This is a genomic window from Sulfurimonas sp. ST-25 (assembly GCF_048079205.1).
Classification (GTDB): domain Bacteria; phylum Campylobacterota; class Campylobacteria; order Campylobacterales; family Sulfurimonadaceae; genus Thiomicrolovo; species Thiomicrolovo sulfuroxydans.
In genome coordinates this window covers 2,033,801-2,049,029 of record NZ_CP182225.1, presented here as the reverse complement: position 1 = coordinate 2,049,029, position 15,229 = coordinate 2,033,801, and the positions used below count along the sequence as shown (strand labels likewise).

The window sequence follows — 15,229 nt, the reverse complement described above, 5'->3', positions numbered from 1 at the left end:
TCCTCTGTTAAAATTCCGTCAATGAAATACATGGGCTGCAAGCCCGAAAAAAGGCGAAACGGAATGAAAAGAGCACTGCTGAGCGTCAGCGATAAAAGCAATATCGTCGAATTCGCGGCGTCCCTGGTGAAAAACGGCTATGAGATCATCTCAACGGGCGGGACGTTCAAGATGCTGAAAGAGGCCGGTATCGCGGCCATCGAGATCGATGAGGTCACCAAATTCCCGGAGTGTTTCGAGGGGCGCGTCAAAACCCTCAACCCCTACATCCACGGCGGCATCCTGCATCGCCGCGACAAGCAGTCGCACCTGGACCAGGCGGCAGAGCTGGGCGTCGAGCCGATCGACCTCGTCTGCGTCAACCTCTACCCTTTCAAGGCGACCATCGAGCGTACGGACGACTTCGAAGAGATCATCGAGAACATCGATATCGGGGGGCCGGCGATGGTCCGCTCCGCCGCGAAAAACTTCGACAGCGTCATGATCGTCACCGACCCCTCCGACTATTCGCTGGTCCTTAACGCCATCGAGAATGATGAGAACAGCGTCGAGTTCCGCCGCAGCCTGATGATCAAAGCCTACGAGCACACGGCGGCCTACGACAGCATGATCGCCAACTATATGAACAAGCGTTTCAACGACGGTATGGGGGCGAAGCAGTTCGTCGTCGGCAAGAAGGTGATGAATACGCGCTACGGCGAGAACCCGCACCAGAAGGGTGCGCTGTACGAGTTCGAGGAGCATTTCAGCAAGAACTTTACGACCCTCAAAGGCGAGGCGAGCTTCAACAACCTGACAGACATTAGCGGCGCGGTCAAGATCGCCGCGGCCTTCGGCGACGAAAATGCCGTCTGTATCGTTAAGCACGGCAACCCGTGCGGCTTCGCCATCCGCGACAGCCTGCTTGACGCCTATACCGAAGCGCTCAAATGCGACCCCGTTTCCGCCTTTGGTGGCGTCGTCGCCGTTAACGGTGTCGTCGACAAGGCGCTGGCGGAGAAGATGAACGAAATCTTCCTTGAGGTGATCATTGCCGGCCGTATCACGGCGGAAGCTCAGGAGGTGTTTGCGGCGAAGAAGCGCATCAAGCTTTTCGAATACGGCAGCGACAAGATCGTCCTCGCCAACGATGCCGTTGACTTCAAACACATCGACGGCGGGTTTGTCTTCCAGGATGCCGACAAGGTGGCAGCGGATGAGATCAGCAACGCCGAGCGCAAAAGCAAACTGAGCGCGGATGCGGTGGCGATGAAAGATGCGGAGATCGCCTGGAAAGTCGCGTCGCTGACAAAGTCGAACTGTGTCGTCTACGTCAAGGACGCGGCAATGGTCGCCGTCGGTATGGGGATGACCTCGCGCGTTGACGCGTCGCAGTGTGCGCTGAAAAAAGCTGAGGCGATGGGCCTGGACGTCACCGGTGCCGCGCTGGCATCCGAAGCCTTCTTCCCGTTCCGCGACTCCATCGACGCAGCGGCGGCCGCAGGCGTCAAGACGGTCATCGAACCGGGCGGCTCCATCCGCGACGACGAAGTCATCGCCGCGGCAGACGAGTACGGCATGGCGCTCTATTTCACGGGTGTCCGCCACTTCCTACACTAAACCCTCTGCGGCTCTGGCCGCATATGCTCTCGTAAACCTAATCCCTCATATACATCATGGTAATTTTTGTTCCCTTTCTTCTTTGCTCGCACAAAGAAGAAACCGAACCCGAAAGAAGAAAATGCGAAAGGCTGCCGCTTTCGGGATATGCCATGCCGAGGTGATCCGCCTGACACGCTAATGATCGTATCTGACTTGACAATAAAGGAGGATTATATGCTGTATTTAGTACGTAAAAATGCTTGATTTTTCGATGTTGTTTTGATGGATTTTTTCTGGAAATGTTTTAGGAAGAAAGTCTCTCGATGGTCGGGGTGACAGGATTCGAACCTGCGGCCTCTTCGTCCCGAACGAAGCACGCTACCAGTCTGCGCCACACCCCGAGGGCCGAAATTATACTACCGTAAACTTAAAAATTACCTAAAGCGCCATAATTCAAACCTTGATTGACATGGACTCAACTTATGTGCTATACTCCCTCTTAAAAAGAAAATATACAATTAGGTAACTGTCAATGAGTAAAAGTCTGTACGAGACCCTTGGCGTCAATGAAAACGCGACCGAATCGGAAATCAAAAAAGCCTACCGGAAGATGGCGCGCCAGTACCATCCCGATGTGAACAAGTCCCCCGAAGCGGAGGAGAAGTTCAAAGAGATCAACGCGGCGTACGAAGTACTGAGCGACAAAGAGAAGAAGGCGCAGTACGACCGTTTCGGCGACCAGATGTTCGGCGGCCAGAACTTCCAGGACTTTGCGCGCGCCCAGGGCGGCAATGTCGACCTCGACGAGATCCTGCGCCAGATGTTCGGCGGCGGGGGAGGCTTCGGCGGTTTCGGCGGCGGAGCCGGGGGTGCAGGCGGTTTCGGAGGCTTTGGCGGTTTCGGGGGCGGCGGTTACCAGCAGCCGGTCAACCTCGACCTGGAGACCTCCATCACCGTGCCGTTCCAGACGGCTATCCTCGGCGGCAAGCACCAGGTAAACGTGGAGGGGGAGAGCTTCGACATCAAGATCCCCGCGGGGGTCAAATCGGGCGAGAAGCTCCGCGTCCGCGGCAAAGGGCGCAAACAGGGCGGCAGCGCAGGCGATCTCTACCTCAAGATCAACATCGCCACCAACCCGGAATACGAGCGCGACGGCGACACGCTGATCAAAACCTTCGACGTCCCGCTCTACGCGGCGCTTTTCGGCGATAAGGTGAGCGTCAAGACGCTGGAGAAGGAGATTACCCTCAAAGTACCGCAGAACACGAAGAACGGGCAGCGTTTCCGTGTGAAAGAGATGGGGGTAATGAACCGAAAAAGCAACGTACGCGGGGACCTCTACCTTGTCGCGAACATCATCCTGCCGAACGTGGACGACCTTGATTCAGAGTTGACCGAGGCGATGAAAGCGCAACTACCTAAGGAGTAAGCCATGCATACGTACGACGAACCGGTCTACCTGATCAGCATCGTGTCGAAGATCCTCGACATCCATCCGCAGACCCTGCGCCAGTATGAACGTGAAAACCTTATCACCCCTTCGCGTTCGGACGGCCGGATTCGTCTCTACTCCCAGCGCGATATCGACCGCATCAAGCTGATCCTCCGCCTGACCCGCGAAATGGGCGTCAACCTTGCCGGCGTCGATGTGGCGCTGCGCCTCAAGGAGCAGATCGATACGATGGAGCAGGAGATTGCCGAGCTGCGCTACCAGCTGGCCCAGGCGAAGCAGAGCACCAGCGTACCGCCCGAGAAGGCGCTGGTGACGAAAAAAAGCATCTACGAAATGATCATCTTCGAAGAGAAGTGATCTCCCCTTTTCTTTTCCCTACTACTCTTTCAGGCGGGCGATGTCCGCACCGATCAGGCTGAATTTCTCTTCGAGCGCCTCATAGCCGCGGTCGAGGTGGTAGATGCGGTGGATGTTCGTCTCACCCTCTGCCACCAGCGCCGCCAGTACGAGGGCGCTTGAGGCGCGCAGGTCCGTGGCCATGACATCCGCGCCGAAGAGCGCCGAGGGGCCTTTGACGGTGGCGGTATTGCCTTTGAGTGTGATGTCGGCGCCGAGGCGCTGCAGTTCGCTGACATGCATGAAGCGGTTTTCGAAGAGGCGCTCTTCGACGGTCGACGTCCCTTCGGCCTGGGTACAGAGCGCGAGGAACTGCGCCTGCATGTCCGTCGGGAAGGCGGGGTACTCCATGGTCGTGATGTCAACAGGTTTCAGGGTCTGCACAGGCAGGACGGTGATCGTGTCCTCTGTCGTTTCGATCCCTACGCCCATCTCTTCGAGTTTGCCCAGGACCGCTTCGAGGTGGTCGGGACGGACATTTGTCAGGGTCAACGGCGAGCGTGAAATGGCCGCGGCGCAGAGGTAGGTTCCCGCTTCGATACGGTCGGGGATGACGGCGAAGGAGGCGATGTCGACGAGTTTGCCCCCGGTGCCCTCAATGACAAGTTCGGAACTGCCGATCCCTTCGATGGCGACCCCCGCATCGCGCAGGATCTCGCAGAGCTGGACGACTTCGGGTTCGCGCGCGGCGTTCGTGATGGTACTTTTCCCTTTGGCCAGAGCGGCCGCCATGACGATATTGGCCGTGCCGGTGACGGTGATCTTGTCGAAGAGAATGTGCGCACCCTTGAGGCCGTCGGGGGCTTCGGCGCGGACGTAGCCGGCATGGATGGTGATCTCCGCGCCCATATGCTCCAGCGCTTTGAGGTGCAGGTCGATGGGACGCTGCCCGATGGCGCATCCCCCCGGAAGGGAGACCTCGCAGTGGCCGAAGCGCGCGAGCAGCGGGCCCAGTACGAGGATGGAGGCGCGCATCGTTTTGACGATGTCATAGGTCGCCATCGTGTGGTTCACGGGGCGGGTATCGATGGTGACGCGGTTGCCGTCGAGTTCAAACGCCGCACCGAGGTTGGTCAGCAGTTTGAGCAGGGTCTTGATGTCGACGACATGGGGGAGGTTCGTGATCGTGACAGGGTTCTTGGCAAGGATCGTCAGCGCGATCAGCGGCAGGGCGGCGTTCTTGGCGCCGGAGACGGCAACGCTGCCCTCCAGGGTTTTCGGTCCGTTGATCTTGAAATAATCCATATCACCTCACAGGCGCAACGCGCCAAAGTTTTTGCTGATTATAAAGCACGGTTGGTTAAACTGCTATGATAATGCAGTAGATGGCTTGTGTGTCGAGCATCTTAATGTTATCGCTCGCGAAGGTGACGTTCTAAAAGCGCGACGGTGCGCGCCCGGAGGAAGTACCCTTGGGGTGCGGGCCCTCCGCCGAGGATGAACGAAGGAAATGCCGGGGCGGAACAAAGCGTTAGCGTAGGTACGGGGGCTTTTGCTCCCGGAGCGTATGATATGGAAAGGAGCGCAGACGTGTCAACGGCACTGGATCGTCTGAAAAACCTTACGGCAAAGATTTCAAGCTACGAAGTCGCACGCAAGGAGAACATGGCTGCGCTCGAATCCCTCTACCACGCCCTCGGCGTCGATGAAAAGGTGCCCGAATTCGCGGATCTTTTTGAATTCAAGGCGATGAACCTCGCCGGGATCTCCCTTGCCGAAGATACGCTGGGCACGCCGCACGAAGGCAAGTATGTCCAGATCATCGCCATCACCTACGACCGCGAGGCGAAAGTCAGGAACAAGAACAGTTCGCTGGCCTATTTCGGGCGCGCCGAAAAGCTCGAATCTTCCCAGCGTGACGCCGTCGTCGCCTTTGTGCTGCGCTGGCGCTTTGAGAAGAGTTTCCGGACCCTTGAACACTACCATACGCTCCTGCAACGGTTTTGATGCTCTGTTATCTTGACGTCGAGACGACCGGTGTCGAAAAAAAAGACCGCATCTGTTCGGTGGGGATAATCCTCGAAGATGAGGGCAGGTACGAGACGCTCTATGACCTGGTCCGGCCCCCGAAAAAGGTGCCGCCGGCGGCGATGGCGGTCCATCACCTGACCAACGAGATGCTCGCGGAGGCCCCTGAGTTCGATGCGACCGGCGCGGCGAAACGGCTCGAAGCCCTTAACACGCCCGAGACGATCCTTGTCGGTCACAATCTCGCGTTCGACCTCGAGATGCTCTCCAGGGAGGGGGTGACCTGGCAGGGGGGGATGATCGATACGCTCAAATGCGTCAAGCATCTGCTCGGCGGCGAGATCGAGCACTTCTCCCTGCAGTACCTGCGCTACGAACTGCGGCTCTACCGCGAAGAGCAGGCCCTTGCCGACGAACTGGGTATTCCCCTGAACGCCCACCATGCGCTCAGCGACGCCCTGCACACGCTGCTGCTGCACCGCTACCTGGAAGCGATGGCGGACAACGAGCGGCTGATGGCGCTGACGACGGAGCAGGCGCTGGTGCACAAGCTCACCTTCGGCAAATACGGCGGCAAATTCATCGAAGATGTCGCCCGCCGGGACCCCGGCTACCTGGAGTGGATGCTCCGCAGCCTCCCGGACCTGGACGAGGATCTGCGCTACAGCATTGAATATTACATGAACGAGGTGCGAGGATGAAACCGCTGACAAAGAAGATCGTGGGAGGCAAGTACAAGGGCAAGCTGCTGAAGCTGCCTTCCAAAACGACGACGCGCAGTTCCAAGGGGATCGTGCTGGAGTCCTATTTCAACACCCTGCAGTTCGAGATCATGGACAGTGTCCTCGTCGAGCTCTTTTCCGGCAGCGGTTCCATCGGCCTTGAGGCGCTGAGCCGGGGGGCGAAACGCATCATTTTCATGGAGCGCGACCGCGACGCCCTGAAGGTGCTGCGAAGCAACATCGCCCAGACCGATCCCGCGGCCTGCGAGGTGATCGCCGGCGATACCTTCGAGACGATCGCTCAGACGATGGCACGTCTCAAGCAGCTTAGCGCGCCCGCCTATTTCTTTATCGATCCCCCCTTCTCCATTCGGGAAGGGCACGAGGATATCTACGACAAAATGCTCGGCCTGATCGCGAAGCTGCCCCGCGAATCGGTCAAGCTGATCACCATAGAGCATATGAGCGGGCTCGAGCTGCCCGACGCGATCGGCTCCTACAGTCTGCAAAAGCGCAAGAAGTTCGGTAAGACTTCGCTGAGTTACTATCTGTAAATATAGTTGGCTATACTTGCGTCCAATCCAATAAAAGAGCCGCCATGGAGTACTGGAACCACATCTACGAACATTTCAATCCCGTCGCCTTTTCGCTTTTCGGCCTGCCGGTGCACTGGTACGGGTTGATGTACGTCCTGGCCCTGGTCGCCGCACTCTACGGGGCAAAATGGTACGTGCGCCGGGACGGGGTCCCCGTCGACACGCTGACGCTGGACGCCTATTTCATCTGGGTCGAGATCGGCGTCATCCTCGGGGCACGGCTGGGGTACATCCTCTTCTACGATCCCGACACGGCCTACTACCTGATGCACCCGTGGCAGATCTTCAACCCGTTTAAAAACGGCGAGTTCGTCGGCATCCGGGGGATGAGCTATCACGGGGCGGTCATCGGCTTCTTCATCGCTTCGGCTCTCTTCAGCAAACGCCACCACATCCATTTCGGCCTGCTGATGGACATCGTCGCCGTCGCCGTTCCTATGGGGTACGTCTTCGGGCGCATCGGCAACTTCCTCAACCAGGAACTTGTCGGCCGTGTGACCGAGGTGCCCTGGGGGATCTATGTCCACGGGGCGCTGCGCCACCCGTCGCAGCTTTATGAGGCGGTACTGGAGGGCATCGTCGTTTTTGCCGTCATCTGGCTCTACCGCAAACACCGCCGCTTCCGCGGGGAGCTGATCCTGCTTTACGGCTTTGCCTACGGTGCGATGCGTTTCGCGGCGGAGTTCTGGCGCGCCCCGGACCCGCAACTGGGCTTTATCTGCTGTGGCTGGATGACGATGGGGCAGCTGCTGAGTTCTCTGATGATGGCGGCGGCCGTCCTGCTCTGGCCGCTCTTCTATGCCGTCGGGAAAAAGCGGAGTGCCCGCTAAGAACTACGCTTCGTAGATCCCCTTGCTCCCGCCTTTCCAGCGGCGGTGGCACCAGAACCAGAACTTCGGCTCCTCCCGGATAATCCGTTCCATCACATCGGACTGGCGCTGCGTCGCGACGCGGATATCCTCTTCGGCGTTCTCCGTATGCGGTACGGGAACCTCCTCTTCGAAACGGACCGTAAAGTGCTTCTCGTCCTCGGTATGGATAAAGACGGGGATCACCGCCGCGTTGTATTTGCGCGCCAGGAAGGCGGGCGCGGAGGTCTGGGTCACCCGGGTGCCGAAAAAGTCGACGAAGATGCTCTCCCGCGGCCGGATGTTCTGGTCGATCATCAGCGAGACCGCTTCGCCTTTTTTCAGCGCCCGGGTCAGGTGCTTGACGGCGCCGTGTTTTTCGGCCATGTGCATCTGCAGGCGCGAACGCGATGCGAGCAGGTAGCGGTCGAAGTAGGGGTTGTTGAGCTGCTTGTGGATGCTGACGGTGGGCATGATCTGCGAGGCGATGGCCGTCGCTCCGAGCTCCCAGTTGCCGAAATGCCCGGAGACGAAGATGACGGGGCGTCCCGCTTCACGGGCGCGGTCGACGATGTCGCGGTTGGCAAAGGTGACCAGCTCCGCCTGCCGCTGCGGGGTCATGCGCTGGTTCTCGAGGACCTGCAGGAAATTCAGCAGCAGGTTACGGTAACAGTAGCGCGCGATCGTCTTCTCTTCGGCTTCTCCGACGTTCTTCCCGAAAGCGATTTCGAGGTTGCGGCGGATGACGGCGCGGTGCTGGCGGTCGACCGCGTAGGCGAGGGAAGCGAGGCCGGTAAAGAACGCTTTACGCAGGGCGTAGGGCAGGAGCATCAGGCAAAACTCGACGGCGCGGAAAAAATAGTAGAGGATCATAGCAGCTCTTTCGCTTTCTGGATTACCGATGCGGGGGGGATCGCCCCGATGCTCATGTCGGTCTTGTCGATACGGAGGATATCGACCTCCGAGTCCGATTCGACCGCGACGTTCAGAGGGGTCTCGAACATCATCCGCGGGGTCGTCGGGCCGTAGAGGACGACGGAGGGGCGGTTCAGCGCCCAGGCAAGGTGGGTCGGACCCGTGTCCCCGCCGATGGTCAGCGCCGCGTGGCCGATGAGGTCGCGCAGCGCGGGCAGGTCGATTTTCGGTGCCACACGGGCGTTGGGTGTTTTGGCCGCGATCGCCTCGGCGTCTGTGCGCTCCCCTTCGGAACCCCAGACGAGGATGCATTGCAGGGGCAGGGCGTCGCAGACGGCGGTCAGCTGCGCCGGCGGGTAGCATTTCGAAGGCCAGGACGCCCCGACGACCACGGCGATGTAGGGGGCGTCTTCCAGGAAGCCCGGTCGGGGGCCGACCGGCAGCGCCGGGGCCTTGGCGAGCAGCTCCGCATCGCTGACGGCGAAGCCAAGGGCTTCCGCAACGATGTCGCAGTTGCGGCGGATGATGTTGGCCTCGTAGGGGATGCGGCTTTTGGTGCGGTAAAAGAGCGCCGCGGCGCCCTCCCGGGCCGAAGCGGCATCGAAGCCGTGGACGTTCGGGCCGAGCAGGCGGGCGACGAGGGCCGATTTGAGCAGCCCCTGCATATCGATGATAACGTCGTAGGGGCCCAGCGCGCGCAGCTGAACGATCGTGTCGCGCAGCAGGCCGAAGCGCTTTTCGCGTTTGAGCTGTTTGAGGGGAATGCCGTGGACCCGGTCTAGCGCCGGGTGTCCCTGCAGCATGGGGGCGAACTGCGCCTCGGTGATCCAGTCGATGCGGGCCTCGGGGCGGTGTTTGCGGATGAACTGCAAGACGACGGCGCTGTTGATGATGTCGCCCAGGGCGCTGAGACGGACGATGGCGATACGCGGGTGATTCATGGCGCTATTATAGCGTCAAACCCTTGAGCCTTTTGGGTGCTCCCCTTCGTCCTTTAGCGCTTTGCCATCAGGGGTGCGGTATAATCACGTACTACTATTTGAGGACGGGAATGCCATGGTCGCACGCGACATACAGAACTTTTCCGAGATCCGCACGAAAGCGCGGGCCTACTTTTGCTACCTCTTCTCCAAGAACCTGCCCAACCGCCTGCCGTCGATCACCCCCGAAGCGATCATGGCGCGCATGCAGAAGATCATGGGCGATCTGCGGGATGCGGAGGGAATCTACCTGCTGGACCAGAAGGGCGTGCAGGTCACCCCGACCTTTCTGCCCGGGGATAAGCAGACGGACGAGGATTTCGGGCGCATCCGTTCGGACCGCGCCTACTACTACCGGGCGGCGCGGGAGAAGCGCTGTACCATCACCGACCCGTACCCGTCGCTGATCACCCAGGACCTTACCATTACGGCCTCGCAGCCGATCTTTGACGAAAACGGGACACTGCTCTATGTCGCCTGCCTCGACATGCCGTTGGATGCGGTACTGCAGATCGCGCACCCGATGGCGCTGCACTCCTTTTACGGACGCCTTTTCCGTTACGGCTACGCGGCCTTTACCTTTATGCTGGCCATGGTGGCGCTGCTGCTCTTCATCAAGGGGGTGACGACCTTCCTGCACTTCGGACTGGACGTGCGCAATATCGAGATCAAAGAGGTCTTCGAGTCGACGATTCTCCTGACCCTGGCCCTGGCCATCTTTGACCTTGTCAAGACCCTCTTCGAGGAGGAGGTCCTGGGGCGGCACAGGCAGGACAGCGGGGCATCCGACCCGCATAAAACGATGGTACGTTTCCTCGGCTCCATCATCATCGCCCTCTCCATCGAGGCCCTGATGCTTGTCTTCAAGTTCGCGATGACCGAGCCGGCGATGCTGGTCAACGCCATCTATATCATCGGCGGGGTCTCCATCCTGCTGGTGGCACTGGCCCTCTATATCAAATTTACGAAAAGAGCGATTGAAGAATGATAGGTATCTGTGACTACAACATGGGCAACCTGGCCAGCGTGAAAAATGCTTTCGCGCTGCTGGGAGAGGACGTGGCCGTCGAAAGCGATCCGGAGAAACTTGCCGGGTACGACCGGCTGATCCTGCCCGGTGTCGGGGCTTACGGAGACGCGATGGAGCACCTGCGCGAGCGGGGCATGGACGAGGCGCTGAGAGCCTATGCGCGCAGCGGCAAACCGATGCTCGGCATCTGCCTCGGTATGCAGCTGTTGTTTGAGAGCAGCGAGGAGTTCGGCCCGAACCCGGGGCTGGGGCTGATCAAAGGGAAGGTCATCGCCTTCGATACGGCGAAGTTCGACCATCCGCTGAAGGTGCCGCACATGGGATGGAACCGCATGTTCACTCGGGAACATTCCCTTTTCGCAGGGCTTGACGAGGCGCACTACCTCTATTTCGTCCACTCCTTCCACGCCGTGGCCGGCGAAGATGCGGACATCATCGGGGAGACGGAGTATGGCTACCGCTTTACGAGCGCCGTCGCCCACGACAACGTGATGGGTATCCAGCCCCACCCGGAGAAGAGCCACAAGAACGGGCTGCAGATCCTGAAAAATTTTATCAACCTGTGAGGAAGCAACGTATGACGATATTACCGGCAATTGACCTGAAAGACGGTGAGGCGGTCCGCCTCACCAAGGGGCTTATGGAGAGTGCGAAGGTGTACTCCTCCCAGCCCTGGGAGCTTGTCAAGCGTTTCGAGGAGCTGGGGGCTGAATGGGTCCACCTCGTCGACCTTAACGGCGCCTTCGCCGGAGAGCCGAAGAACCTCGAACAGATCGAGAAGATCCGCCAGAACTGCAGCGTCAAGCTGGAGCTGGGCGGCGGGATCCGCGACGAAGCGACGATCAAACGCTACCTTGACCTGGGCATCGACCGCGTCATCCTCGGCTCCATCGCCGTCAAGGACCCGGATTTCGTCAAAGCGATGGCGGCCAAATACCCTGTTGTCGTCGGCATCGACTCCATTGACGGTTACGTCGCCGTCGAGGGGTGGGGCGAAGTGAGCGAGATGAAAGCGACGGACCTGGCAAAGGCCTTCGCTGACGCGGGTGTCGAGGCGATCATCTGTACCGATGTCGGCCGTGACGGGACGCTCAGCGGCGTCAATGTCGATTTCACCCTCGATATAGCCCGCGCTTCCGGCATCCCGACGATCGCCAGCGGCGGGGTTCGCGACGACAGCGACCTGGCGGCGCTGGCAGTGACCGACGAGGTCGCCGGAGTGATCATCGGGAAGGCCTTCTATGAAGGGACGATCGACCTCGAAGAGGTGCTGAAGGTGTACGGGAATGGATGAGATCTACTATGAACTGACCGTCAACCCTTCGTCGCACCGGGAGCTTTTTGCCGATTTCCTGGCCGATACTCTCCCGGTCGGCTTTGAAGAGACCGACGAGGGCTTTATCGTCCGCAGCGAAGATGACCTCTCTACCCTGCAGTGGGGCCTGGAACAGTTTGCCGAAGCGCTGCAGAAGGCACTGGGGAGCAGCATCGACGTCGAGATGACCCTGGAGAAGAAACGGACCGAGGACTGGGTGCGTGCCTATCAGGAGAGCGTCACCCCCGTCGAGGTGGCACCTTTTTACGTTCACCCGACCTGGAGCGATCCGCATCCTGAACGGGTCAACATCGTCCTCGACCCGGCACTGGCCTTCGGGACGGGGCACCACCCCACGACGGCGTCATGTCTCGAAGCGGTCGGACGCTTCGTCGAACCAGGCGATGACGTCATCGATGTCGGCTGCGGCAGCGGCATCCTCTCCATCGCCGCCTGTAAGCTCGGCGCGAATGTCGATGCCTGCGACACGGACCCGGTCTCGGTCGGCAACACCCTGGAGAACTGCGAACTCAACGACGTGGACCTCCGCCACATCTGGGAAGGGTCGGCGGCCCAGGCGACGGCGACGTACGACGTCGTCATCGCCAATATCGTCGCGGACGTTCTCGTCTTCATCGCCGACGAGCTGAAAAAGCTGTTGCGGCCGGGCGGCAGGCTGATTCTTTCAGGCATATTGGATAAATATGAAGCTAAAATTGTGGAGGCTTACGCGGATATGGATGTCGCGGAGCGAATCGCAAAAGAGGAATGGGTCACCCTTGTCGTGACACCAAAAGGATAATTATTTTATGGCGCAACAAGATAACAATCAAGAGAACAATAACAAGAACTTTTTTAACCAGAACCCCCTGATCACCTTCGCGATCTTTTCGGTCGTCGTCATTCTGATCTTCAAAGCCCTTATCGGTGAGCAGGGCGGCAACGGCGTAATGGGTCAGAGCGTCAGCAAGACGCAGGAGGTCAGCTACTCCGAGCTCAAGGATCTTATCAAGAGCAAGAGCATCTCCAAAGTGGCGATAGGCCAGTCCTACATCCGCGCCTTGGGTGAGCAGAACGGTCAGAAGATCACCTATACGGCGCGCAAAGTCGCCAATGACGATACCCTCGTACCGCTGTTGGATCAGGAGAAGATCGACTACAGCGGCTTCTCCGAATCCAACTGGTTTACGGAGATGTTCGGATGGCTGCTGCCGTTCCTGATCATCATCGCCATCTGGATGTTCATGGCGGGCCGCATGCAAAAAAACATGGGCGGCGGCATTCTCGGCATGGGCAACGCCAAGAAGCTTGTGAACTCCGAAAAGCCCAAAACGAAGTTTGAGGACGTCGCCGGGGCGGAAGAGGCCAAAGAAGAGGTCCACGAGATCGTCGACTTCCTCCGCTACCCGGAGCGCTATGTCGAACTGGGTGCCAAGATCCCGAAGGGGGTCCTGCTGGTCGGAAGCCCGGGGACGGGTAAGACCCTTCTGGCCAAGGCTGTTGCGGGTGAAGCGGACGTGCCGTTCTTCTCCGTGTCGGGCTCGAGCTTTATCGAGATGTTCGTCGGGGTCGGTGCCGCGCGGGTCCGCGACCTCTTCGAACAGGCGAAGAAAGATGCCCCCTCCATCATCTTTATCGACGAGATCGACGCCATCGGTAAGAGCCGTGCCGCCGGCGGTATGATGGGCGGCAACGACGAGCGTGAGCAGACCCTTAACCAGCTGCTCGCCGAGATGGACGGTTTCAGCACCGACACACCGATTATCATCCTTGCCGCGACGAACCGCCCGGAGGTTCTCGACCCTGCGCTCCTGCGCCCGGGCCGTTTCGACCGCCAGGTGCTTGTCGACAAACCCGATTACGAGGGGCGTATCGCGATCCTGAAGGTGCATGTCAAAGGGATCAAGATCGACGAGGATGTCGACCTCGAAGAGATCGCGCGCCTGACCGCCGGTCTGGCGGGGGCAGACCTTGCCAACATCATCAACGAGGCGGCGCTGCTCGCGGGCCGTAAGAGCCAGAAAAGCGTCCACCAGCGCGATATCCGCGAATCGGTCGAGCGCGCCATCGCCGGCCTGGCGAAGAAGAGCCGCCGCATCGACGAGAAAGAGAAGCGGATTGTCGCTTACCACGAGAGCGGCCACGCTCTGCTGGCTGAAACGACAAAGGGGGCGAAGAAGGTCTCCAAGGTCTCTATCGTTCCGCGCGGCCTTGCAGCGCTGGGGTATACCCTCAATACGCCCGAGGAGAACAAGTATCTGGCGCAGAAGCACGAACTGTTCGCCGAGGTTGATGTCCTGCTGGGCGGCCGTGCAGCCGAAGAGGTCTTTATCGGCGAGATCTCGACGGGGGCGAGCAACGACCTCGAACGTGCCACCGATATCATCAAGGCCATGGTCCAAATGTACGGCATGAGCGACGTCGCCGGCTTGATGGTCCTCGAGCGCCAGCGCAGCACCTTCCTCGGCGGCGGGATGAGTCAGGCCCGCGAATACAGCGAGAAAATGGCGCAGGATATGGACGCCTTTATCAAGCAGACGCTCGAAGAGCACTATACGGACGTCAAAGCGCGCCTGGAGACCTACCGCGGCGCGATCGAGGATATGGTCTCCCTGCTGTACAAACGCGAGAACATTACCGGGGCCGAGGTGCGCGAGATTATCCAGGCGTTCGAAACGGCCAACGGCATGGAAACCCTGCTGGACGAAACGGCGGCGGCCAAAGCCGACCGTGAAGTCTCCGAAGATATGTCGCAGGCCTCTGCGATGCCTGAGGACGGCACGGAGCGGTCATGAACGCCCTGAGAGACCTGATCGTCAAAGAGGGATGGAAGCCAATAGGCATCGCCGCGGCTGCGGCCCTTCTTTGCGCGTTTTTCGATTGGGAACTCATGTCGTGGTTCTTCATTGCCGCCGCGGGGTATCTGCTGTGGAAATACCGCAAACCCGCCCGGACGGCGGCCTATTTTGAAAAAGGGAGCGTGACCGCGCCCTGCGACGGAAGGGTGACGGCAATCGATACCCTTCCCGACGGCAGCGTTTTGGTCGAGATCGAAACAGGCTGGTTCGATGCGGCACTGCTGACCGTCCCTTTTGTGGAAGGTGTACCCTCTTTCGAGACGGTGACCCGGGGGAGCCGGCTGGCACGCCGCTCTCCCCTTTTTGAAACGCTCAATGAACGGGGGGCGATCGTGTTTGAGGACGAAGAGGGTCGGAGCGTCACCCTGACGCATATCCTGATGCTCACCCCCTTTGCGCTCCTGATCGACACCAATCTTCCCGGGAAGCGCCGCATGCGGGGCGAACGCTACGGTGTACTGACCCATGGGGTGACACGCCTCACATTGCCGGCTTCGACGCGGGTCGCCGTCAACCCTGGTGAGAAGGTCTACGCCACCCAGACCCTGCTGGGGTATATGAGGTAAT

16 protein-coding genes and 1 tRNA gene are annotated in these 15,229 nt (G+C 59.6%); 13 read left to right on the top strand and 4 right to left on the bottom strand.

Going from position 1 to position 15,229, the window contains the following annotated elements; all coding sequences use genetic code 11:
* Positions 1 to 63: 63 nt before the first annotated feature.
* The gene (gene purH, locus ACM66T_RS10675; protein WP_231018980.1) at positions 64 to 1,599 is read left to right on the top strand and encodes a bifunctional phosphoribosylaminoimidazolecarboxamide formyltransferase/IMP cyclohydrolase; all 1,536 of its coding nucleotides are present in this window, start codon (positions 64 to 66) and stop codon (positions 1,597 to 1,599) included.
* 306 nt (positions 1,600 to 1,905) lie between these two features.
* Here the strand turns inward: purH and ACM66T_RS10670 are convergent.
* Positions 1,906 to 1,982: transfer RNA gene (locus ACM66T_RS10670), tRNA-Pro, on the bottom strand.
* Positions 1,983 to 2,113: 131 nt separating this feature from the next.
* Between ACM66T_RS10670 and ACM66T_RS10665 the strand changes: the two genes are divergently transcribed.
* Together ACM66T_RS10665 and ACM66T_RS10660 are read left to right on the top strand one after the other, a co-directional pair.
* Complete coding sequence (locus tag ACM66T_RS10665; protein ID WP_231018978.1) at positions 2,114 to 3,010, top strand: DnaJ C-terminal domain-containing protein; 897 nt, start codon at positions 2,114 to 2,116, stop codon at positions 3,008 to 3,010.
* A 3-nt stretch (positions 3,011 to 3,013) separates the two neighbouring features.
* Positions 3,014 to 3,391, top strand: coding sequence for a heat shock protein transcriptional repressor HspR (locus tag ACM66T_RS10660; RefSeq protein ID WP_231018977.1), 378 nt, complete (start codon positions 3,014 to 3,016; stop codon positions 3,389 to 3,391).
* 21 nt (positions 3,392 to 3,412) lie between these two features.
* Here the strand turns inward: ACM66T_RS10660 and murA are convergent, their stop codons facing one another.
* A complete protein-coding gene (gene murA / locus ACM66T_RS10655) occupies positions 3,413 to 4,675 on the bottom strand; it encodes a UDP-N-acetylglucosamine 1-carboxyvinyltransferase (RefSeq protein ID WP_416768548.1) in 1,263 nt (420 codons plus the stop codon).
* A gap of 285 nt (positions 4,676 to 4,960) precedes the next feature.
* Between murA and ACM66T_RS10650 the strand changes: the two genes are divergently transcribed.
* Genes ACM66T_RS10650 through lgt form a run of 4 tightly spaced genes read left to right on the top strand, consistent with a single transcriptional unit; the run spans position 4,961 to position 7,546 of the window.
* Positions 4,961 to 5,377 carry a hypothetical protein gene (locus ACM66T_RS10650; protein ID WP_231018975.1) on the top strand — a complete coding sequence of 139 codons (417 nt, stop codon included), beginning with the start codon at positions 4,961 to 4,963 and terminating at the stop codon, positions 5,375 to 5,377.
* Positions 5,377 to 6,099, top strand: coding sequence for an exonuclease domain-containing protein (locus ACM66T_RS10645; protein ID WP_231018974.1), 723 nt, complete (start codon positions 5,377 to 5,379; stop codon positions 6,097 to 6,099). Before ACM66T_RS10650 ends, ACM66T_RS10645 begins: the two co-directional genes overlap by 1 nt.
* The gene (gene rsmD / locus ACM66T_RS10640; protein ID WP_231018973.1) at positions 6,096 to 6,674 is read left to right on the top strand and encodes a 16S rRNA (guanine(966)-N(2))-methyltransferase RsmD; all 579 of its coding nucleotides are present in this window, start codon (positions 6,096 to 6,098) and stop codon (positions 6,672 to 6,674) included. Before ACM66T_RS10645 ends, rsmD begins: the two co-directional genes overlap by 4 nt.
* A gap of 44 nt (positions 6,675 to 6,718) precedes the next feature.
* Complete coding sequence (gene lgt / locus ACM66T_RS10635) at positions 6,719 to 7,546, top strand: prolipoprotein diacylglyceryl transferase (protein ID WP_231018972.1); 828 nt, start codon at positions 6,719 to 6,721, stop codon at positions 7,544 to 7,546.
* 3 nt (positions 7,547 to 7,549) lie between these two features.
* Here the strand turns inward: lgt and ACM66T_RS10630 are convergent, their stop codons facing one another.
* Both ACM66T_RS10630 and waaC read right to left on the bottom strand, forming a co-directional pair.
* Positions 7,550 to 8,437: a lipid A biosynthesis lauroyl acyltransferase gene (locus ACM66T_RS10630; protein WP_416768547.1), complete on the bottom strand. Its 888-nt coding sequence runs from the start codon at positions 8,435 to 8,437 to the stop codon at positions 7,550 to 7,552.
* Positions 8,434 to 9,420: a lipopolysaccharide heptosyltransferase I gene (gene waaC / locus ACM66T_RS10625; RefSeq protein WP_416768546.1), complete on the bottom strand. Its 987-nt coding sequence runs from the start codon at positions 9,418 to 9,420 to the stop codon at positions 8,434 to 8,436. Before waaC ends, ACM66T_RS10630 begins: the two co-directional genes overlap by 4 nt.
* Before the next feature lie 115 nt (positions 9,421 to 9,535).
* Here waaC and ACM66T_RS10620 point away from each other — a divergent pair, with 115 nt between their 5' ends.
* The 6 genes from ACM66T_RS10620 to ACM66T_RS10595 are packed head-to-tail and all read left to right on the top strand — an operon-like array spanning position 9,536 to position 15,228.
* Positions 9,536 to 10,447: a PDC sensor domain-containing protein gene (locus ACM66T_RS10620; protein ID WP_416768545.1), complete on the top strand. Its 912-nt coding sequence runs from the start codon at positions 9,536 to 9,538 to the stop codon at positions 10,445 to 10,447.
* Positions 10,444 to 11,055, top strand: a complete 612-nt coding sequence (hisH, locus tag ACM66T_RS10615) for an imidazole glycerol phosphate synthase subunit HisH (protein WP_231018967.1) — start codon at positions 10,444 to 10,446, stop codon at positions 11,053 to 11,055. The genes ACM66T_RS10620 and hisH overlap by 4 nt, the downstream gene beginning before the upstream one ends.
* Before the next feature lie 11 nt (positions 11,056 to 11,066).
* Positions 11,067 to 11,783 carry a 1-(5-phosphoribosyl)-5-[(5-phosphoribosylamino)methylideneamino]imidazole-4-carboxamide isomerase gene (gene hisA / locus ACM66T_RS10610; protein WP_231018966.1) on the top strand — a complete coding sequence of 239 codons (717 nt, stop codon included), beginning with the start codon at positions 11,067 to 11,069 and terminating at the stop codon, positions 11,781 to 11,783.
* Positions 11,776 to 12,606: a 50S ribosomal protein L11 methyltransferase gene (locus ACM66T_RS10605; protein WP_231018965.1), complete on the top strand. Its 831-nt coding sequence runs from the start codon at positions 11,776 to 11,778 to the stop codon at positions 12,604 to 12,606. Before hisA ends, ACM66T_RS10605 begins: the two co-directional genes overlap by 8 nt.
* A gap of 7 nt (positions 12,607 to 12,613) precedes the next feature.
* The gene (ftsH, locus tag ACM66T_RS10600; protein ID WP_231018964.1) at positions 12,614 to 14,599 is read left to right on the top strand and encodes an ATP-dependent zinc metalloprotease FtsH; all 1,986 of its coding nucleotides are present in this window, start codon (positions 12,614 to 12,616) and stop codon (positions 14,597 to 14,599) included.
* Entirely contained in the window at positions 14,596 to 15,228 is a 633-nt protein-coding gene (locus ACM66T_RS10595; RefSeq protein WP_231018963.1) for a hypothetical protein, read from the top strand. The genes ftsH and ACM66T_RS10595 overlap by 4 nt, the downstream gene beginning before the upstream one ends.
* Position 15,229: the final 1 nt, after the last annotated feature.